The 20,401-nt window shown below is 54.4% G+C and carries 18 protein-coding genes; all 18 read right to left on the bottom strand.

Annotation, left to right across the window (positions count from 1 at the left end; genetic code table 11):
• Positions 1 to 289: 289 nt before the first annotated feature.
• Complete coding sequence (lpxC, locus tag RIN69_RS04165; RefSeq protein WP_313855771.1) at positions 290 to 1,207, bottom strand: UDP-3-O-acyl-N-acetylglucosamine deacetylase; 918 nt, start codon at positions 1,205 to 1,207, stop codon at positions 290 to 292.
• Between the two features lie 102 nt (positions 1,208 to 1,309).
• On the bottom strand, positions 1,310 to 2,464 hold the full coding sequence (gene ftsZ, locus RIN69_RS04160) for a cell division protein FtsZ (RefSeq protein ID WP_052900285.1): 1,155 nt from the start codon (positions 2,462 to 2,464) through the stop codon (positions 1,310 to 1,312).
• A 120-nt stretch (positions 2,465 to 2,584) separates the two neighbouring features.
• Complete coding sequence (ftsA, locus tag RIN69_RS04155; protein ID WP_313855770.1) at positions 2,585 to 3,841, bottom strand: cell division protein FtsA; 1,257 nt, start codon at positions 3,839 to 3,841, stop codon at positions 2,585 to 2,587.
• The gene (gene ftsQ, locus RIN69_RS04150; RefSeq protein ID WP_313855769.1) at positions 3,838 to 4,677 is read right to left on the bottom strand and encodes a cell division protein FtsQ; all 840 of its coding nucleotides are present in this window, start codon (positions 4,675 to 4,677) and stop codon (positions 3,838 to 3,840) included. Before ftsQ ends, ftsA begins: the two co-directional genes overlap by 4 nt.
• A gap of 1 nt (position 4,678) precedes the next feature.
• Positions 4,679 to 5,599 carry a D-alanine--D-alanine ligase gene (locus RIN69_RS04145; protein ID WP_313855767.1) on the bottom strand — a complete coding sequence of 307 codons (921 nt, stop codon included), beginning with the start codon at positions 5,597 to 5,599 and terminating at the stop codon, positions 4,679 to 4,681.
• On the bottom strand, positions 5,592 to 7,070 hold the full coding sequence (gene murC / locus RIN69_RS04140; RefSeq protein WP_313855766.1) for a UDP-N-acetylmuramate--L-alanine ligase: 1,479 nt from the start codon (positions 7,068 to 7,070) through the stop codon (positions 5,592 to 5,594). The genes RIN69_RS04145 and murC overlap by 8 nt, the downstream gene beginning before the upstream one ends.
• Positions 7,071 to 7,119: 49 nt before the next feature.
• On the bottom strand, positions 7,120 to 8,178 hold the full coding sequence (gene murG, locus RIN69_RS04135; RefSeq protein WP_313855764.1) for an undecaprenyldiphospho-muramoylpentapeptide beta-N-acetylglucosaminyltransferase: 1,059 nt from the start codon (positions 8,176 to 8,178) through the stop codon (positions 7,120 to 7,122).
• Complete coding sequence (gene ftsW / locus RIN69_RS04130) at positions 8,175 to 9,389, bottom strand: cell division protein FtsW (RefSeq protein WP_313855763.1); 1,215 nt, start codon at positions 9,387 to 9,389, stop codon at positions 8,175 to 8,177. Before ftsW ends, murG begins: the two co-directional genes overlap by 4 nt.
• Positions 9,389 to 10,705 carry a UDP-N-acetylmuramoyl-L-alanine--D-glutamate ligase gene (murD, locus tag RIN69_RS04125; protein WP_313855762.1) on the bottom strand — a complete coding sequence of 439 codons (1,317 nt, stop codon included), beginning with the start codon at positions 10,703 to 10,705 and terminating at the stop codon, positions 9,389 to 9,391. Before murD ends, ftsW begins: the two co-directional genes overlap by 1 nt.
• Before the next feature lie 2 nt (positions 10,706 to 10,707).
• On the bottom strand, positions 10,708 to 11,790 hold the full coding sequence (gene mraY / locus RIN69_RS04120; protein WP_313855760.1) for a phospho-N-acetylmuramoyl-pentapeptide-transferase: 1,083 nt from the start codon (positions 11,788 to 11,790) through the stop codon (positions 10,708 to 10,710).
• Entirely contained in the window at positions 11,784 to 13,145 is a 1,362-nt protein-coding gene (gene murF / locus RIN69_RS04115) for a UDP-N-acetylmuramoyl-tripeptide--D-alanyl-D-alanine ligase (RefSeq protein ID WP_313855758.1), read from the bottom strand. The genes mraY and murF overlap by 7 nt, the downstream gene beginning before the upstream one ends.
• Positions 13,142 to 14,629, bottom strand: a complete 1,488-nt coding sequence (gene murE / locus RIN69_RS04110) for a UDP-N-acetylmuramoyl-L-alanyl-D-glutamate--2,6-diaminopimelate ligase (RefSeq protein ID WP_313855757.1) — start codon at positions 14,627 to 14,629, stop codon at positions 13,142 to 13,144. The genes murF and murE overlap by 4 nt, the downstream gene beginning before the upstream one ends.
• Entirely contained in the window at positions 14,616 to 16,382 is a 1,767-nt protein-coding gene (locus RIN69_RS04105) for a peptidoglycan glycosyltransferase FtsI (RefSeq protein WP_313855756.1), read from the bottom strand. The genes murE and RIN69_RS04105 overlap by 14 nt, the downstream gene beginning before the upstream one ends.
• 18 nt (positions 16,383 to 16,400) lie before the next feature.
• Positions 16,401 to 16,721 (bottom strand): cell division protein FtsL, encoded by a 321-nt coding sequence (gene ftsL / locus RIN69_RS04100; protein WP_313855755.1) that lies wholly within the window; start codon positions 16,719 to 16,721, stop codon positions 16,401 to 16,403.
• Positions 16,718 to 17,659 carry a 16S rRNA (cytosine(1402)-N(4))-methyltransferase RsmH gene (gene rsmH, locus RIN69_RS04095; protein WP_313855754.1) on the bottom strand — a complete coding sequence of 314 codons (942 nt, stop codon included), beginning with the start codon at positions 17,657 to 17,659 and terminating at the stop codon, positions 16,718 to 16,720. Before rsmH ends, ftsL begins: the two co-directional genes overlap by 4 nt.
• Positions 17,660 to 17,661: 2 nt before the next feature.
• Positions 17,662 to 18,120, bottom strand: coding sequence for a division/cell wall cluster transcriptional repressor MraZ (gene mraZ, locus RIN69_RS04090; RefSeq protein WP_313855752.1), 459 nt, complete (start codon positions 18,118 to 18,120; stop codon positions 17,662 to 17,664).
• A 534-nt stretch (positions 18,121 to 18,654) separates the two neighbouring features.
• Positions 18,655 to 19,665, bottom strand: coding sequence for a catabolite repressor/activator (gene cra, locus RIN69_RS04085; RefSeq protein WP_313855749.1), 1,011 nt, complete (start codon positions 19,663 to 19,665; stop codon positions 18,655 to 18,657).
• Positions 19,666 to 19,905: 240 nt separating this feature from the next.
• Entirely contained in the window at positions 19,906 to 20,400 is a 495-nt protein-coding gene (gene ilvN, locus RIN69_RS04080) for an acetolactate synthase small subunit (RefSeq protein WP_313855747.1), read from the bottom strand.
• Between the last annotated feature and the right edge of the window lies 1 nt (position 20,401).

Here is a 20,401-nt window from a genome sequence, read left to right as displayed (position 1 = left end):
TTTCCGCCACTGCGCCCAAACCTCTGCGGCTGGGGTCACTGAAATCAATAGTTTTACTGAGGCCAAATATTACCATTATTAGTCACTGTCGACATCAGGATATATCTATCCGCAGCGGGAAATGTCCGGTTATCTGCACAAGAAAACAGCAGCTAAACACGAAAAACCGGCAGTAACGCGGCATTGGAGGCAGTAGATGGGATTACTGAAAGAGGAAAAATAATAGAACGACTGGCCTCACTGGCCGGAGAGAGTACCAGCTCAACCAGTCGTAATAGTCAGTTCAGGCTTACGCCAGAACCAGATTTGGTGCCTTGAATGCCAGCGGAAGTTCGGCTTCGTCTTCAAACGTTGCCCATTCCCAGGCCTCCTGCTTCGCCATAACCGCCTGCAACAGCTTGTTATTTAATGCATGACCAGATTTGAATGCGGTAAACGCACCAATGATATTGTGGCCACACATAAACAGGTCACCGATCGCATCAAGCATTTTGTGACGGACAAATTCGTCTTCAAAGCGTAAACCGTCTTCGTTCAATACGCGGTAGTCATCCACCACGATTGCACAATCGAAGCTGCCGCCGAGGCACAGGCCGCGGGACTGCAGATATTCGATTTCACGCATAAAGCCGAAAGTACGTGCACGGCTGATCTGACGCACAAACGCTTCAGCAGAGAAGTTCATGCTGTAACGCTGCGCGCTGGAATCAATCGCCGGATGGTTAAAATCGATGGTAAAGTCCAGCGAAAAACCATTGTATGGCTTGATCTCAGCCCATTTGTCACCGTCTTCAACCCGGACTGGTTGTTTGACGCGAACAAATTTCTTGGCGCTGTTCAGCTCTTCAATGCCTGCGTCCATCAGCAGATAGACAAAGGGTGCTGCGCTGCCGTCCATAATCGGGATTTCAGGCGCATCAACTTCAACCACAATGTTATCAATACCCAGACCGGAAAGTGCTGCGTTCAGGTGCTCGACTGTTGAAATACGCACGCCATGCTCATTAACCAGGCAAGTTGAGAGCATGGTATCACGCACGGATTTGGCATCAGCCGGGAAATCAACCGGTGGATTCAAGTCAGTGCGACGATAGATGACCCCGGTGTTAGCCGACGCAGGGCGTAAAGTCAGCGTGACTTTTTTGCCGGTATGTAAACCGACTCCAGTCGCCTGAACAATACGTTTTAATGTCCGTTGTTTGATCATCGCATTATCTCGCAAAAATTACTCATCCGACCGCCAGTGTATATCACTGACGGGCGAACATTTTAGCACAAAGAGCGGAGAATCCAAATTCTCAGGCAATTCTTAGTCAGCCTGCTTACGCAGGAAGGCTGGAATATCCAGATAATCTGGTTCTTTATTGGTCTGTGCACTTTGATCGTTCACCACTTTCGCGGCCGGTTTTTGCTCCTGAGGCAGTGGAGCCATACCGTGCTGCTGGTAGCGATGATCCATCACTGGCTGGCTGGATTGCTTGTTGGTAACCAGCGTAATTTCTGGACGTTTGTCCATGCCGATACCGGTCGCAACCACAGTCACACGCAGTTCGTCATTCATTTCCGGGTCGAGAGAAGTACCAATCACCACTGTCGCGTTATCAGACGCGAAAGCACGGATGGTGTTACCCACGGTTTCGAACTCATCCAGACGCAGGTCAAAGCCCGCGGTGATGTTAACCAGCACGCCACGCGCACCAGAAAGGTCGATATCTTCCAGCAGTGGGCTGGAGATCGCCATTTCTGCGGCTTCTTCCGCACGGTCTTCACCACAAGCGACGCCAGAACCCATCATTGCGTAACCCATTTCAGACATCACGGTACGCACGTCAGCGAAGTCGACGTTCATCAGACCCGGACGGGTGATCAGCTCGGCGATACCCTGCACCGCGCCTTTCAGTACGTCGTTAGCCGCACCGAATGCGTCGAGCAGAGAGATACCACGGCCCAGCACTTTCAGCAGCTTGTCGTTAGGAATAGTAATCAGTGAATCGACATGCTTGGACAGCTCGGCGATACCCTGCTCGGCAAAGGCCATGCGCTTTTTGCCTTCAAAATTGAAAGGCTTGGTCACCACGGCAACCGTCAGGATACCTAAATCTTTCGCCACTTCGGCAACGACAGGCGCTGCACCGGTACCAGTACCGCCACCCATACCAGCGGCGATAAACACCATGTCAGCGCCTTCCAGAGCTGAACGCAGTGCTTCACGATCTTCCTCAGCAGAGTTACGACCGACTTCCGGGTTTGCACCAGCACCCAGACCTTTGGTGATTCCATTACCAATTTGAATCGTCTGACCGACCGCAGTTTTACGTAACGCTTGCGCGTCAGTATTCACAGCGAAGAATTCAACACCTTCGATGCGCTCACGCACCATATGCTCTACGGCATTGCCACCGCCCCCGCCGACGCCGATGACTTTAATCACCGCGTCATTGGTTAATTCCATAGGTTCAAACATAATTTCTCTCCGTTATGTGCCTGTCGCCTGGGGATCTAATAATACCTGTTATCTTTCACGCTACAGCGGTGTTAGCCGTAATGCGAAATTTTTTTAGGTAAGAATCCCCTTTACTAAAAATTAAAACTCTTTTCTCAGCCAGCTGTTGATACGTTTAAACCAGTTACCGACCGAGGCTCTTTTTTCAATATCAGCTTCACCGTTCAGGTGAGACTCTTTTCCGTAGTGCAGTAAGCCTACCGCTGTTGAGTAGTAAGGCTCCTGAGCATAATCGGTTAAACCGGTTATGTTCAGCGGCTGGCCAATTCGTACCTGCGTGTGAAAAACACGCTGGGCACAGGCAGCCAGCCCTTCAATTTGTGCCGCACCGCCGGTCAGAACAATCCCCGCCGCCAGATGGTGTTTTACGCCCTGCTGACGCAGCTGTTCCTGCAACTGCAGAATCTCTTCATTAACCAGATTCAGCAGTTCGGTGTAACGCGGTTCAATGACTTCAGCCAGCGTCTGACGCTGCAGACTTCTTGGCGGACGCCCACCGACGCTCGGTACTTCGACGTTTTCGTCTTTGCCCACGATGGAGCCAAGGGCACAACCATGGCGAACTTTGATCGCTTCAGCATCGGTTGGCGGCGTGCCGAAGGCGTAAGCGATATCGCTGGTTACCACATTGCCAGCATACGGAATCACTTTAGTGTGACGCAGTGCGCCGCCAGTATAGACCGCGATATCCATGGTGCCACCGCCGACATCCACCACGCAAACGCCCAGCTCGCGTTCATCCTCGGTCAGCACCGCAAAGCTTGATGCCAGACCGGCAAAGATCAGTTGGTCAACTTTGAGGCCACAACGTTCAACGGCTTTAACAATGTTTTTTGCCATGTCGTTGTGACAGGTGATCAAATGCACTTTTGCCTGCATACGCACGCCGGATAAACCGACCGGATTTTTGATCCCTTCCTGATAGTCGATCGCATATTCCTGAGGAATAACATGCAGAATACGATGCTCATCACGAACGCGGACTGACTTAGCAGTATGTACCACATTCTCTACATCTTCCTGTGTCACTTCCTCTTCGGAAATCGGAACCATCCCGATTTCATTCTGGCAACTGATGTGTTTGCCCGATAATGCGAGGTAAACCGACGAAATCTGGCAGTCGGCCATCAGTTCAGCCTGATCGATAGCGCGCTGTACGCACTTCACTACCGATTCCAGATCGTTAACGCCGCCTTTATCCATACCGCGGGAAGGACAGCTGCCGACCCCGATAATATTGACCATGCCATCGGGCAGAACTTCCCCTACTAAAGCGGCAACCTTCGCGGTGCCGATCTCGAGTCCAACTACCAGTTTTCTGTCCGTCGACTTGATCATTGTTGTTTAGCCTGTGCCTGATTCTGTTGCTGGTTACTGTCCTGCGGCTCAATAAATGCCGGTGCCCATCCTACTGCCGCGCCAGAGTCATAACGCAGATCTACGTAATCGATGCGTTTGTTCTCTGCCGTCGCCTGCTGCTGTAGCGAAGGATAGAGCTGCATAAAACGCTTCAAACGCTTCATGTCATCATTACGTCCAAGTTCGATGCGGATATCGTCGCCCGTCACCAGCTGCCATGAACGTCGTGCCGTCATTGAGGCCATCTTCAACTTAAACTTATCTGCTGCCAGCACCTGGCTCATCTCGCGATAACCGGTGAGGACTTCCTGCTCGCTGCCTTCAGGGCCATACAGCATCGGCATCTCTTCCTTGCCAAGATGATTTGCCGGGACGCTGAATGATTTACCCTCAGCATCAACCATATGCAGGTCATTCCAGCGCGCAACCGGAACATATTCAACCAGATGAATCTTTAATTCGTCCGGCCACTGCTTACGCACACTTACCTGCTGAATCCACGGCAGACGTTCAATTTGCTGCTGAATAACGTTAACGTCCTGCGACATAAACGTTCCCGGCGAGCCCAGTGACAAAATCGCCTGGCGAATATCGTCATGGGTGGTGTAATGGGTTTTTCCGGTCACCACCAGCCTCGACAGCGGCAAGCGCGACGCGTCATTCATCCACTTCAGCACCACCAGCCCGCCGAACGCCATGGTGCCTAACACCATGAGCAGGAAAATAATGCCTGCCAGCCGTGAGCCATTACTGCGTCCGGTGCGCGCCTTCTCCTGCGCTTCCCGGTTACGTACATTCAGAGCCGCCTGAGACATATCAGTCAGCCAGCTCCAGAATACGGGTTACCAGCTGCGAGAAAGAGAGACCTGCCTGCTTCGCTGCCATCGGTACCAGACTATGGCTGGTCATGCCCGGCGAGGTATTAACCTCCAGCAGACAGAAAGCGCCTTCGCTATCCATCATTACATCAACCCGACCCCAGCCGCTGCAACCCAGCGCACGCCACGCATCCATCACCAACGCGCTTAATTCGGCTTCGCGTTCGGCGGTCAGGCCGCTTGGGCAGAAGTACTCAGTATCATCAGAGATGTACTTGGCCTGATAATCATAAAAATCACTGGCCGGCTGAATACGAATCGACGGCAGAATGTCTTCGCCGACAATCGCCACCGTGTACTCAGGGCCACTTAAAAATTTCTCAACCAGCACTTCGTCATCATGACGGAACGCTTCTTCCAGCGCTGCTGGCAGATCAGCAGGCTGATTAACACGCGAGATACCGACGCTGGAACCTTCGCAACTTGGTTTCACAAACACCGGCATACCCAGCGCGGCGATGCGTTCAGCCAGTTCGCCCGTCACCCCAGCATTCATCTGCTGACGGTTAATCACCACATACGGTGACACTGGCAGACCCGCGCCCTGCCACAGCAGTTTGGTGCGCATCTTATCCATGGTGATGGCCGAAGCCATCACGCCGCTGCCGGTGTAAGGAATTTGCAGAAACTCCAGCAGCCCCTGTAACGTCCCGTCTTCCCCGCCACGGCCATGCAGAGCGATAAACGCTTTGGCAAAACCTTCTTCTTTCAGGCGCATTGGCGAAAAGTCACGAATATCGACAGCATGCGCGTTAATACCCGCCTGCTGCAACCCTGCCAGAACCGCACTGCCTGAAAGCAAAGACACATCACGTTCTGCGGAGGTCCCACCCAGCAATACCGCTACTTTCTCAGCCATGATGTTCTTCTCCATTAGTGATTTGCGGTTGTAACTTGTTATCCGCCAGTTTACGGGCGATTTTACCTACGTTGCCGGCACCCTGAACCAGGATCAGATCGTTGCCTGACAGAGTCGGAGCCAGCATCTCCAGCACGTCGTCATGATCGGGAACCAGGATCGGATCGACTTTGCCACGGCCACGAATGGTGCGGCACAGCGATCGACTGTCAGCACCCGGGATCGCCGACTCGCCAGCGGCATAAACATCCAGCATTAACAGCACGTCTACCTGCGACAGCACATTGGCAAAATCGTCGTACAGATCACGGGTACGCGTATAACGGTGCGGCTGGAAAATCATGACCAGTTTCTTATCTGGCCAGCCGGCGCGTGCCGCTTTAATCGTCGCATCGACTTCGGTTGGGTGATGACCGTAGTCATCAACCAGCATCGCGCTACCTTCAGCACCGTTGACGTTAGCCAGCGGGTATTCGCCGAGGAAGTCGAAGCGGCGGCCAGTGCCCTGGAAGCTCTCCAGCGCGCTGAGAATATCTTCATCCTCAATGCCTTCTTCACTGGCCACTGCTACAGCAGCGGCAGCATTCAGCGCGTTATGTCGGCCTGGTGCGTTAAGCGTGACGTTCATTAACGGCTTATCGTGGCGCACCAGCGTGAAATGGCCCTGAGCACCGTGCTGCTGATAATTTTCGATACGCACGTCAGCATCATCACTGAAACCGTAAGTCGTCACCTGACGGCCAACCCGCGGCAGCAAGTCGCGGATAACGGCATCATCAATACACATTACTGCACGACCATAAAACGGCAGGTTATGCAGGAAGTTAATAAACGTCTGCTTCAGATTTTCGAAGTCGCCCTGGTAAGTATCCATATGGTCGGCTTCAATATTGGTGACAATCGCCACCATCGGTTGCAGATGCAGGAACGACGCGTCGCTCTCATCCGCTTCGGCAATCAGATAACGGCTGCTGCCCAGGCGAGCATGCGTGCCCGCCGCTTTAACCAGACCACCGTTAACAAAAGTCGGGTCCAGGCCACCTTCAGCATAAATACTGGAAACCATCGCCGTGGTGGTGGTTTTACCGTGCGTACCGGCAACCGCAATACCGTGACGGTAGCGCATCAGTTCAGCCAGCATTTCAGCACGGCGGATCACCGGGATACGGGCCTCACGTGCGGCAACGATCTCCGGGTTATCCTGAGAAACTGCCGTCGACACCACCACTACGCTGGCGTCACTGACGTTTTCCGGGCGATGGTTAAAATAAATGGTGACGCCAAGGGCCGCCAGATGCTGGGTAACCGGGTTCGGCGCTAAATCAGAACCACTAATCTCATAACCTTCGTTGGCCAACACTTCGGCAATACCGCCCATGCCAGCACCACCGATGCCGACAAAGTGAATGTGCCGGACGCGACGCATCTCGGGCACCATTAAACGCAGTTTCGCCAATTGTTGTGTATTCATCTTTTCTGCCTGTTGCGAGCCGTGTTGATCCGGCCCCTGAAAATCATATTTATAATGCCGTGGCGGCGACGGCGTCAGCGACGCGTTGTGTCGCGTCCGGAATCGACGCTGCGCGTGCCTTTTCAGCCATCAGCAGCAGCGTTGGGCGATCCCAGCCTGCCAGCGTTTCTGCCACCACATCCGCCGTAAACTGCGGCTGCTCAAAAATTTTGGCTGCACCCGCTTGCTCCAGCGGCAGTGCATTCCAGTACTGCTGACGATCTTTATGCTGAAACGGCACAAAAATCGCTGGTAAACCGGCGGCAGCGATTTCGCTGACGGTTAACGCGCCCGAACGACACACCACCACATCAGCCCAGGCGTAGGCCGCAGCCATATCATCGATAAACTCGGTGACTTTATGCTGCGTTTGCCCGACGTCCTGATAAGCCTTTCGCACGCTATCCAGCGCGCCTTTGCCGGTCTGATGCCAGAGCGTGATGCCATCAGCCATTTTCGCCGCGACCTGGGGCAGCGTCTGGTTCAGTATTCGCGCGCCCTGGCTACCGCCGATCACTAACACACGAATCGGGCCTTCACGCCCGGCCAGTCGCTCGCCGGGTAACGGCAGCGCCAGCACGTCGGTACGCACCGGGTTGCCAACCACATCGGCATTCGGAAACGCACCTGGAAACGCCTGCAGCACTTTTTTGGCAATTTTGGACAGCCATTTATTGGTCAGTCCGGCAATACCATTTTGTTCATGCAGCACCACCGGGATACCGCAACTCCAGGCCGCCAACCCGCCGGGACCGGAGACATAGCCGCCCATCCCCAGCACCACGTCTGGCTGATACGCTTTCAAAATCGCCCGCGCCTGACGCCAGGCGGAGAAAATGCGCATCGGTGCCAGTAACAGAGCTTTCACACCTTTGCCGCGCAGGCCGGTGATGCGAATAAAATCAATCTCGATGCCGTGTTTGGGAACCAGATCCGCTTCCATTCGGTCTGCGGTGCCAAGCCAGCGAACCTGCCAGCCTTGCTCCATCAGATGGTGTGCTACTGCCAGCCCGGGGAATACATGCCCACCGGTTCCGCCAGCCATCACCATCAGTCGCTTACCACTCATCGGGCACCTCGTGTAAACGCCTGCGCTTTTGCCAGACGCGTTTCATAATCAATACGCAATAACAGTACGATAGCCGTCGACATAATAATCAGACTGGAACCACCGTAACTGATCAGCGGCAGCGTCAGACCTTTGGTCGGCAGCATGCCCGCGGCAGCACCGACGTTAACCAACGCCTGGAAGCTAAACCACACGCCAATCGAACAGGCTAAAAAGCCGGAAAAACGCTGGTCAAGCTCTAATGCCCGGCGGCCAATCGACATCGCACGAAAAGCGACGAAGAATACCATTAACAGGGCAAAAACCACACCGATATAACCCAGTTCTTCCCCGATAATCGAGAAAATGAAGTCGGTATGCGCTTCCGGTAAATACTCCAGTTTTTGTACTGAATTACCTAAGCCCTGGCCCCAGAACTCACCGCGACCAAACGCCATCAGCGACTGGGTCAGCTGGTAGCCGCTGCCGAAAGGATCTTCCCATGGATCCCAGAAGGAAGTGACGCGGCGCATACGGTACGGTTCAGCAATAATCAGCAAGCAAACGGCAAAAATCCCCGAGCCGATAATTGCCAGAAATTGCCATAACTTCGCCCCAGCCAGGAACAGCATCGCCAGCGTAGTAACAAACAGCACCACCACCGTACCGAGGTCAGGCTGTGCCAGCAGTAACACCGCCAGCACCACCATTACGCCCATCGGCTTACAGAATCCCCAGAAGTTGTGACGGACTTCCTCTACCTTGCGCACCAGATAGCTGGCGAGATAGCAGAACAATGACAGCTTCGATAACTCTGCTGGCTGGATACGTAGCGGCCCAAGGGCAATCCAGCGCGATGCGCCGTTGACCGAGCTACCGACGACCAGCACAATCAACAGCATCACTACCGAGGCCACCAGCATAATGTTGCTGTAACGCTGCCAGACTTCCATTGGCACCCGCAGTGTCACCAGCGCCATGCCAAACGCCAGCAGCAGATAGAATGCTTCACGCTTGGCAAAGAAGAACGGATCTTCTGACAAACGCTGACCCACCGGCATCGATGCCGATGTCACCATCACAAAACCGATAATCGCCAGACCAAAAGTCAGCCACAGCAACGTGCGGTCATACAGCACCATTGACGAGGCGTCTTTTTCACGCGATCCCATCACCCAATCTTTCAGACGATGAGAAATGCCGCCAGCAAGGCTCAGACCAGGAAAACGCATCAGCCAAGCTCCTTAGCCAGTTGCACAAACAGATCGCCACGCTGTTCAAAGTTACGGAACTGATCGAGGCTGGCACAAGCCGGCGACAGCAGCACCATATCGCCCGGCTGCAGCTGGACAGCAATCTGTTCCATCGCCTGCTGCAGGGTCTCGGTGCGTACTGAAATTTCAGGGCGTAAGTCTGCCAGTGCGGCAGCGTCACGTCCGAAGCAGTACACCCGCACGTTATCGCCTTGCAGATAGCGCGCCAGCGGGCTGAAGTCGGCTGATTTACCGTCACCGCCCAACAGCAGCCACAGCGTGCCCTGAACCTGCAAGCCATTCAGCGCCGCTTCAGTACTGCCGACATTGGTCGCTTTAGAATCGTTAATCCAGCGCACGCCGTTATGCTGCCATGCAAGCTGGAAACGGTGCGCCAGACCGCTGAAAGTGGTCAACGCTTTCAGGCTGGTTGCACGCGGCAGGCCAACGGCATCTGCCAGCGCCAGCGCGGCCAGCGCATTGGTGTAATTATGCTGCCCGACAAGATGCATCTCATCGGCATTCAATACTTTTTCACCATCCGCACGCAGCCAGGTGCTGCCCTGCTGACGGTTAAGATGATAATCACCGACGTCAGCGCCAAAGCTGATGCAGCGCTTATCCGCCCCGCGCACCGGCATGGTCAGCGCGTCATCGGCATTAACCACGCATACTGCGGCATTTTCATAAATACGTAACTTCGCGGCGCGATACTGCTGCAAACCGAGCGGATAGCGGTCCATATGGTCCTCAGTAACATTGAGGATGGTCGCCGCCGCCGCTTTCAGACTGTGGGTGGTCTCCAGCTGAAAGCTTGACAGTTCCAGTACATACAGCTGCGCCGGGTGCTGCAGTAACGTCAGCGCCGGTAAACCAATATTTCCGCCGACACCCACTGCCCAGCCAGCGGCTTTCGCCATCTCACCTACCAGCGTGGTGACGGTGCTTTTACCGTTAGAGCCGGTAATCGCCACGATCGGTGCTTTCGCTTCGCGGCAAAACAGCTCGATATCACCGATAATCTCAACTCCCGCCGCGGCGGCATCCATTAAAGAAGGATGTGCCAGCGCCATACCCGGGCTGGCAATAATCAAATCGGCGGCCTGCAACCAGCCATCATCGAGCGAGCCTAAATGACGCTCCACCGTTTCCGGCAGCTTATCGAGGCCTGGCGGTGACAGTCGGGTATCCATCACGCGTGGCGTAACGCCTTGCGCTAAAAAGAAATCAACACAGGACAGGCCGGTCAGGCCCAACCCGATAATGACGACTTTTCTACCCTGATAGTCTGCCATGATTAACGCACCTTCAGTGTTGCCAGGCCAATCAGCACCAGCATCAGTGAAATAATCCAGAAGCGCACAATCACGCGCGGCTCCGGCCAGCCTTTCAGTTCATAGTGGTGGTGAATCGGCGCCATGCGGAAAATACGTTGTCCGCGCAGCTTAAACGATCCCACCTGCAGAATGACCGACAGGGTTTCAACCACAAACACCCCACCCATAATCACCAGCAGAAACTCCTGACGCAGCAGCACGGCAATCGTGCCGAGCGCGCCGCCCAGCGCCAGCGAGCCGACGTCACCCATAAATACCTGCGCCGGATAGGTGTTGAACCATAAGAAGCCCAGACCGGCACCGACAATGGCGGTACAAACAATCACCAGCTCACCGGCATGACGCAGATAAGGAATATGTAAGTAGGCGGCAAAATTAACGTTACCGGTTGCCCAGGCCACCAGCGCAAAGCCCGCAGCCACAAACACCGTCGGCATAATTGCCAGACCATCCAGCCCGTCGGTCAGGTTGACCGCATTACTGGTACCAACAATCACAAAATAGGCCAGCAGCAGATACAGCAAACCAAGCTGCGGCATGATGTCTTTAAAGAACGGCACCACCAGCTCGGTGGCCGGGGTATCTTTGCCGATGGCGTACATCACAAAAGCAACCGCCAGCGCAATCACCGACTGCCAGAAATATTTCCAGCGGGCGATTAATCCTTTAGTGTCTTTACGTACTACTTTGCGGTAGTCATCAATAAAGCCGACAATGCCGTAACCCACCAGTACAAACAGCACGCACCAGACATACGGATTCGACGGATAGGCCCACATCAGTACCGAAATGGTAATCGACGTGAGGATCATAATGCCGCCCATCGTCGGCGTGCCGCGCTTGCTGAAATGCGACTCCGGACCGTCGTTACGCACCACCTGACCAATTTGTAATTTTTGCAGATACGCGATCAGGCGCGGTCCCATCCACAACGAGAGGAACAGCGCGGTCAGCAGGCTGACGATGGCGCGAAACGTCAAATAGGAAAAGACGTTAAAGCCAGAATAAAAAGCGACCAAATGTTCGGCCAGCCAGACTAACATGTTCCTTTCTCCTTTAAGGCCTGTACTACCTGCTCCATGGCGGCACTACGTGAACCTTTAACTAAAATGGTTAACTCTTGATGCTCGGACAGCAGCGCTGATAAACGTGCGATCAGCGCTGGCTTATCATTAAAATGCTCGCCAACACCGCTGGCCTCGCTGATACCTTTACTCAGCGTACCGACACTCAATACCCGATCGATGCCTGCCAGACGCGCCGCGTCCCCCACCTCACGATGGCACTCAACGGCTTCTGCGCCCAGTTCACCCATATCACCTACCACCATCACGCGGTAACCGGGCATTTCTGCCAGCACCTGTGCGGCGGCGGTCATCGAGCCAACGTTGGCGTTATAGCTGTCATCAATCAGCAACTGCGTGGCGTTTAACGCTACCGGGAATAAACGCCCCGGCACCGCTTTCAGTGAGGCTAACCCTTGCTGAATCGCGTCAAGAGGCGCATCAACCGACAGCGCCAGTGCAGCAGCAGCCAGCGCGTTAGCGATATTGTGACGACCAGGCAGCGGCAGCGTGATTTCCGCTGCCCCTGCTGGCGTATGCAGGGTGAACTGCGTGCCCTGGGTGCTGAAACGAATATTGCTGGCATAGAAATCGCTGTCTGGCTGCGACTCAACCGAGAAACGCCACAGCGTTTTATGGTGCAGGTGGTTCTGCCAGTGCGGCCAGTCATTGCTGTCAGCATTGATAATGGCGGTGCCGGTTGCTGACAGGCCTTCGAAAATTTCGCCTTTGGCTTTCGCAACGCCTGCCAGCGAACCAAACCCTTCCAGATGCGCCGCGGCGAGGTTATTCACCAGCGCGGTTTCCGGACGGGTCAAATCGGTGGTGTAGGCAATTTCACCCTGATGGTTAGCACCCAGCTCAATCACCGCAAACTGGTGCTCCGGCGTCAGGCGTAACAGCGTCAGCGGCACGCCGATGTCGTTATTCAGATTACCGGCGGTATACAGCGTCTCACCGCAAACGCGCAGAATCGCCGCGGTCATCTCTTTTACCGAAGTCTTGCCGGACGAACCGGTCAGTGCCACCACACGGGCCGTGCTCTGCTGGCGTACCCAGCCCGCCAGCTGACCCAGCGCAATACGTGTGTCATTAACCACCACCTGCGGCACCGCCACCGGTAAGTGCTTACTTACCAGCAAAGCTGCCGCGCCATTCGTAATGGCATCAGCAACAAACTTATGGGCATCAAAGCGTTCGCCTTGCAGCGCGATAAATAGCGCGCCCGCAGACACTTTGCGCGTGTCGGTGGTGACCTCAGCAAAATTCAGGTCGCCGCCGTGCAGCTTACCTGCGGTAATGTCGGCCAGCTGCTGCAGAGAAAGGGCGATCATGCCACCACTCCCAGTAAGCGGGCGACCGTCACACGATCGGAGTAATCCAGTCGGCGATTGCCGACCAACTGATAATCTTCGTGGCCTTTACCGGCAACCAGCACCACGTCATCTTCCTGCGCCTGCATAATGACGTTAGTGACCGCTTGCGCACGCCCGTGCACTACCCGTGCGCGGCCTGCATCGAGTAAGCCGGAAAGAATACCTTCGACAATTGCCGCAGGTTCTTCACCGCGCGGGTTGTCATCAGTAATCACCACCACGTCGGAGAACTGCTCGGCAATCGCGCCCATTAGTGGGCGTTTACCTTTATCACGATCGCCGCCACAGCCGAACACACACCACAGCTGACCTTTACAGTGCAGTCGCGCCGCTTCCAGTGCTTTTTCCAGCGCGTCCGGCGTGTGAGCATAATCCACCACTACCGTTGCCTTGCCTGGCGCATTGAACACTTCCATGCGGCCACAAACTGGCTGTAACTGATTACCGGTAGCGATCAGGCCGTCCAGCGGGTAGCCCAGCGACAGTAAGGTCGCCAGCGCCACCAGCAGATTACTGACGTTAAACGCGCCCATCAGGCGGCTGTCGATAACGCCATTACCCCAGCTGGATTCGAAGGTAATTGAGGCACCGTTGTCGTGATAATTAATCTCGGTGGCTTTCAGCCAGCGACCACGGCAACCCGGCTGCAGATTGTTTTGCATGGTGACGGCAACGGCATCCGGCAGGTTAAGTAACCAGCGGTAACCGACTTCGTCATCTGCATTGATAATCATCTGGCCGACCTGATGCTCAGAGAACAGCAGCCATTTGGCGGCTTCATAACGCGTCATATCACCATGGTAATCCAGGTGATCGCGACTGAGATTAGTAAATGCGGCAGCGGCAAATGGCAGCGCCGCAACGCGATGCTGTACCAGCCCGTGTGAGGAGACTTCCATGGCGGCGACGGTCGCGCCCTTTTCCACCAGGGAGTGCAGCACGTGCTGAACATCCACCGCAGAGCCAGTGGTGTTTTCAGTCGACACCAGCTGACCATACAGGCCGTTACCGACGGTACCCATTACCGCGCCGGTTTCACCCAGCAGATTGGCCCACTGCGCCAGCAGCTGGGTGGTAGTCGTTTTACCGTTGGTTCCGGTCACGCCAATCAGGCGCAGTTGCTCGCCCGGTTGCTGATAAAAGCGCCCGGCCAGCGCCGATAAACGCTGTGGCAGCTGTGCCAGATAAATCACCGGCACGCCGTGCATTTCGACGATATCACCATCTTCTGCGACGCCTTCGGCTTCAGCAATCACCGCAGCCACACCCTGCGCGATAGCTTGCGGGATAAAACGTCGCCCATCGGCCTGATGGCCGGCAACCGCCACAAACAGATCGCCGGATGCCGCCTGGCGGCTATCCAGTGTCATTTCACGAAGCGGGCGCTCCGGTGCACCGGGCACCCATGGAGCCAGTAAGTCGCGCAAGTTACGATCTGCCACCTGATCCCTCTTTCTTGTTAAGTACCACATCGTTCTTATCCGTGGTCGGCAGCGCATCCGGCTCGATGTTCATGGTGCGTAATACACCGCCCATGATGGCACCAAACACCGGCGCAGAAACCGCACCACCATAATATTTACCGGCCTGTGGATCGTTAATCACCACCACCAGTGCAAAACGAGGATGGCTCGCAGGCGCAACGCCTGCGGTATAAGCAATGTATTTATTGACGTAGCGACCATCCGGGCCGACTTTTTTCGCGGTACCGGTCTTAATCGCTATGCGATAACCTTTAATTGCCGCTTTTACGCCACCGCCGCCCGGCAATGCCACGCTTTCCATCATATGCACCACGGTTTTCACCAGGTCTTCAGGGAAGACGCGCTCGCCATTAACCGGCGGGTCAACTTTGGTAATCGACAGCGGACGAGCGATGCCATAGCTGCCAATCGTTGCGTAGACTCGCGCTAACTGTAACGGCGTTACCATTAGCCCGTAGCCGAAAGAGAAGGTGGCCCTCTCTATGTCAGACCACCGTTGTTTTTGAGGATATAAGCCACTGCTTTCTCCGACCAACCCCAAATTGGTCGCCTTACCCAATCCAAAGCGCGCGTAAGTATCTACTAACGCTGAGGATGGCATCGCTAACGCCAGCTTTGAAACACCGACGTTACTCGATTTCTGCAAAACCCCGGTCAGGGTCAATTCGCTGTAGCGCGCCACGTCTTTGATCTCATGACCATTAACGCGGTACGGCACGGTATTCAGGACGGTATTCTCTTTCACCACGCCACGTTGCAGCGCAGTCATCACCACCATCGGCTTCACCGTTGAACCGGGTTCGAAGATGTCGGTGATGGCACGGTTACGCATGACGTCTTTTGGCGTACCGCTGAGGTTATTCGGGTTATAAGCCGGGCTGTTCGCCATCGCCAGCACTTCGCCGGTATTCACATCCACCAGCACCGCAGTACCGGATTCGGCTTTGTTAAACGCCACGGCATTGTTCAGCTCGCGATAGACCAGCGCCTGCAAGCGCTCATCAATGCTTAACGCCAGGTTATGTGCGGCCTGGCTGTCCACCGAGGAGATATCTTCAATTACCCGGCCATAGCGGTCTTTACGCACGGTACGTTCACCGGGCTGGCCAGTCAGCCATTTATCGAAGCTCTTCTCTACCCCTTCGATACCCTGACCGTCGATATTGGTAAAGCCAATCAGATGTGAGGTGACCTGCCCGGCGGGATAGTAACGACGCGACTCTTCGCGCAAATAAATGCCCGGCAGTTTCAGTTTTTTGATGTAGTCGCCAATCGCCGGATTAACCTGGCGCGCCAGATAGACAAAACGCCCTTTTGGGTTGGCATTTACGCGGCTCGCCAGCTGATCGAGCGGAATAGACAGCGCATCGGACAGCGCTTTCCAGCGGCTGTCGAGGGTAACGCCGCCATGTTCATGCAACACTTTCGGATCGGCCCAAATGGCGTTTACCGGCACGCTGACCGCTAACGGACGCCCGGCGCGATCGCTGATCATTCCGCGCGCGGTAGGCACTGCCTGCACGCGCAGCGAGCGCATATCACCTTCACGCACCAGCTTGTCCGGGTTGATCACCTGCAGATAAGCCACCCGCAGCAGTAAGCCAGTCAGAGCCAGTAAAATACAACCGCACAGCAACGCAAAACGCCAGCTTACAAAGCTGGCCTGATCTTCCTGTTTTTTCAATTTAAGCGTCTTGGTTGCAGCTTTCATTGAGTCCGTGGTTCCTTATTATTGCTGTACCACTATATTTTCCTGCGCCGGATCGACATGCTGCATCTGCAGCTTCTCGGTGGCCGTGCGCTCAACCCGGCTATGATCGCCCAGGGCATTTTCTTCCAGAATCAGGTTGCGCCACTCAATGTCCAGCGCATCCCGCTCCAGTACTAACTGTTCACGCTGCGCGGTCAGCAGGCGGGTCTTATGGGCAGTTGTTACCACCAGAACCGCTGAAACCAGCACCGCAACCACCAGGATTAACGGAATCTTTCCGTGACGGAGCAGATCGCCACCGATAACACCGGGTAAGCTGTGGCGCTCATTGCCAATCACGAGGCGGTCCTTTCTGCGATACGCAATACTGAACTGCGGGCGCGTGGATTTTCACCCACCTCAGCTTCGCCCGGCATCATCTTGCCCAGCGCCTTCAGCTGACGACCACCGAGGCTGGCCAGCTGCGCTTCGGTCATAGGAATACCGGCCGGAACCTGCGGGCCTCGGCTTTGTTCACGCATAAAGCGCTTCACAATGCGGTCTTCCAGCGAGTGAAAGCTAATTACCGATAAGCGTCCTGACGGCGCCAGCGCGATCAGTGCGCCTTTCAGCGCCAGTTCAATCTCTTCCAGCTCGCTGTTAACCCAGATGCGAATCGCCTGGAAGCTGCGGGTAGCCGGATGCTTAAACTTGTCTTTGACCGGAGTAGCCGCGTAAATCACATCGGCCAGCTCTTTAGTGCGCGTCATTGGCTGTTCGCGATTGCGTTCGACGATGGCGCGCGCAATACGTTTGGCAAAACGCTCTTCACCGAAAGTCTTCAGCACAAAAGCAATATCGCTCTCTTCAGCCTGCAACAACCATTCTGCTGCTGAGTGACCGCGCGTTGGGTCCATACGCATATCCAGTGGCCCGTCACGCATAAACGAAAAACCGCGTTCAGCATCATCAAGCTGCGGCGATGAGACGCCGAGATCCAGTAAGATACCGTCGATCTTGCCGGTTAATCCCCGCTCTTCCACATACTCTGCCAGCGCAGAGAATGGGCCATGAATGATGTTAAAACGGGGATCGGTTATTTCTGCAGCGGCTGCGATAGCCTGCGGATCACGATCAATGGCGTAGAGACGGCCCTGTTCTCCAAGTTGGGAAAGAATCAGGCGCGAATGTCCTCCGCGCCCGAACGTGCCATCAATATAGATGCCGTTATCCTTGAGGTTGAGGCCATTTACCGCCTCATCTAACAGCACCGTGGTATGTTTAAAATTATCCTGCATAGCTATAACGACAAATCCTGCAATCGATCAGATAACGGTTCCTGCGTCGACTGCTCAGCGTCAATATCATCCTTGACTTGTTGATACCAGGTCTGTTCATCCCACAGTTCAAACTTGTTGAACTGTCCAACCAGCATCACTTCTTTAGTGAGGTTCGCATGTTGACGAAGGGTATTCGCCAGCAGTAACCGACCTGCATTATCCATCTGGCACTCGCTGGCATGACCCAATAACAGTCGCTGAACGCGACGTTCGGCAGGGTTCATGCTGGACAAGCGAGACAGCTTTTGTTCAATGATTTCCCATTCGGGTAAGGTATAAAGCAACAGGCACGGCTGGTGGAGGTCAATGGTACACACCATTTGCCCCTCGGATTCCCCGATCAGCGTTTCGCGATAGCGCGTTGGCACGGCAAGCCGGCCTTTACTGTCGAGATTGACTAACGTTGCCCCACGGAACATGCCAGTCTCACCCCCGAATTACCCCTTCTCACCACTTTACACCACAAATTCCCACTAAAAGAGTTTACGGAGCGAAGGAAAACATTGTCAAGCCGCAGTACCAGCCTGAAGGCATTATTTCTGAGAGGAAGAAAAGGAAGGAAAGTTAAAAAAAAAGCCTGCCTGAACCAAAACAAAAAAATAAGCCGATGAATAATGACAAAAAAATCACGTTAAATTAAATTATGCTCAAAAATATAGCAGCCCAGGTGGGATTAAATTAACCTGCAAACTTTGCGAGCCGGTCTGCATTTTAGGGTATTTCTGAGAGCTTGCACAGTGGGCTGTAGCCGCATGGTGCCTGAAGGCAGCGAGAAACCCCAGCTTATTCAGGGTGACGAATTCAGTCGTTATGAGGGTTATTTTCAATACTTACTATAATTTACCTTAAACTTTCACCAGCATTTTGAATTCTCAGGCAGATTGCCTGTGTAAATTTAAATTTCAGTAAAAATATTAATAGATGTAAAAAAGGCAGCCTGCGCTGCCTTCAATTCAGATTACCTTACGATTTAACTTCCCGCGTCGGAACAAATTACGCCGGATACGGGTTAAACCTGGTTTCGGTTTTCTTGGTTCGTCGAGACTGGCCAGTACCAGCTCCAGCACGCGTTCCGCCACATCACGGTGGCGTTGCCCTACCGCCAACACCGGACACTCAAGAAAATCGAGCAGTTCATGATCGCCAAAGGTGGCAATCGCCAGATCAATTGGCAAGCGTCCTTCACGTTTCAGCGTCACATCCATCACGCCCTGCAACAGACCAAATGAGGTGGTGAACAGCGCATCAGGCATCGGATGTTCATTCAGGTAGTTTTCAAACAGTGCCGCCGCGGCGGTACGTTCGTAGCTATTGGCATAAATAAAGTCGATATTACGCGGATCGCCTTCCCACGCCTGGCGGAAACCCATCTCGCGTAAGAAGCTGACCGAAAGCTCCGGCAGCGCGCCAAGAAACAGCACATTGTTGACCGGCAGCTTGCGTAATTCGGCGGCCAGCATCTCGGCATCATCCTGGTCGGCACCGACCACACTGGTAAAGTGTTCACGGTCCAGCGCGCGATCCAGCGCAATGATTGGCAGCGGATCGTTAATCCAGCGCTGATAAAACGGATGTTCTGGCGGCAGAGCAGTGGAAACGATAATCGCATCGACCTGACGCTGGAGCAGATGCTCAATACAGCGCATCTCGTTTTCCGGCAAATCTTCAGAACAGGCAATCAGCAGCTGATAACCACGCTGACGCGCCTGGCGCTCAAGATAGTTCGCAATACGCGTGTAGCTGGTATTCTCCAGATCGGGAATAACCAGTCCTATTGAGCGCGTGCGTCCTGCACGCAGTCCCGCAGCGACCGCATTGGGATGGTAATTATGCTCACGCACCACTGCCATCACTTTTTCGACGGTCTTGTCGCTGACACGATACTGCTTAGCTTTGCCATTAATGACATAGCTGGCCGTCGTGCGCGACACACCGGCAAGGCGCGCAATTTCATCCAGTTTCACAATAACCCCACACTTCTGTCGCTACGACCGCGCTGTTAATAGCCATATCGTAGCCATGGATAAGAGATTTGTTACATCTAACAGCAGAAAACAGCGGTGAGCAACCGCTTTTCATCGACTTAGCGGCTCTGATTAACAAAAGTTTTTAGCCGCCGGACGCTTAAGCCAGATTGATATAAGCCATAAAAAAACCCGACCGAAGTCGGGTTGATGATAAATACGGCACGGTACAGCAGGATATCAGCGCAGAATGCGGTCACCACCGCGCGACACACCAACGATACCCGAGCGCGCGATTTCAACAATTTCCGCGACTTCACGTACGGTATTCAGGAAGGCATCGAGCTTGTCACTGGTACCTGCCAGCTGAACCGTGTAAAGCGCAGGCGTCACATCGATGATTTGCCCACGGAAAATTTCCGTGCTGCGCTTCACTTCCTCACGACCGTAACCGCTGGCCTGAATCTTCACCAGCATGATTTCACGCTCAACATGCGATCCTTTGCACAGCTCGCTGACCCGCAGTACATCCACCAGCTTGTGCAGTTGCTTCTCAATCTGCTCCAGCACTTTCTCATCACCGACGGTCTGAATCGTCATGCGTGAGAGCGTCGGATCATCGGTCGGTGCCACCGTCAGGCTTTCAATGTTGTAACCGCGCTGGGAAAACAGGCCAACCACGCGGGACAATGCGCCGGACTCGTTCTCCAGCAATACTGATAAAATGCGACGCATA

This window comes from Winslowiella toletana (genome assembly GCF_032164335.1).
GTDB lineage: Bacteria > Pseudomonadota > Gammaproteobacteria > Enterobacterales > Enterobacteriaceae > Erwinia > Erwinia toletana_A.
This window is presented reverse-complemented; position numbering and strand designations above follow the sequence as displayed.

Bases quoted from the DNA above. Each gene is read 5' to 3' on its own strand.
- lpxC (WP_313855771.1), bottom strand. From the start codon at position 1,207: ATGATCAAACAACGGACATTAAAACGTATTGTTCAGGCGACTGGAGTC.
- ftsZ (WP_052900285.1), bottom strand. From the start codon at position 2,464: ATGTTTGAACCTATGGAATTAACCAATGACGCGGTGATTAAAGTCATC.
- ftsA (WP_313855770.1), bottom strand. From the start codon at position 3,841: ATGATCAAGTCGACGGACAGAAAACTGGTAGTTGGACTCGAGATCGGC.
- ftsQ (WP_313855769.1), bottom strand. From the start codon at position 4,677: ATGTCTCAGGCGGCTCTGAATGTACGTAACCGGGAAGCGCAGGAGAAG.
- RIN69_RS04145 (WP_313855767.1), bottom strand. From the start codon at position 5,599: ATGGCTGAGAAAGTAGCGGTATTGCTGGGTGGGACCTCCGCAGAACGT.
- murC (WP_313855766.1), bottom strand. From the start codon at position 7,070: ATGAATACACAACAATTGGCGAAACTGCGTTTAATGGTGCCCGAGATG.
- murG (WP_313855764.1), bottom strand. From the start codon at position 8,178: ATGAGTGGTAAGCGACTGATGGTGATGGCTGGCGGAACCGGTGGGCAT.
- ftsW (WP_313855763.1), bottom strand. From the start codon at position 9,389: ATGCGTTTTCCTGGTCTGAGCCTTGCTGGCGGCATTTCTCATCGTCTG.
- murD (WP_313855762.1), bottom strand. From the start codon at position 10,705: ATGGCAGACTATCAGGGTAGAAAAGTCGTCATTATCGGGTTGGGCCTG.
- mraY (WP_313855760.1), bottom strand. From the start codon at position 11,790: ATGTTAGTCTGGCTGGCCGAACATTTGGTCGCTTTTTATTCTGGCTTT.
- murF (WP_313855758.1), bottom strand. From the start codon at position 13,145: ATGATCGCCCTTTCTCTGCAGCAGCTGGCCGACATTACCGCAGGTAAG.
- RIN69_RS04105 (WP_313855756.1), bottom strand. From the start codon at position 16,382: ATGAAAGCTGCAACCAAGACGCTTAAATTGAAAAAACAGGAAGATCAG.
- rsmH (WP_313855754.1), bottom strand. From the start codon at position 17,659: ATGCAGGATAATTTTAAACATACCACGGTGCTGTTAGATGAGGCGGTA.
- mraZ (WP_313855752.1), bottom strand. From the start codon at position 18,120: ATGTTCCGTGGGGCAACGTTAGTCAATCTCGACAGTAAAGGCCGGCTT.
- ilvN (WP_313855747.1), bottom strand. From the start codon at position 20,400: ATGCGTCGCATTTTATCAGTATTGCTGGAGAACGAGTCCGGCGCATTG.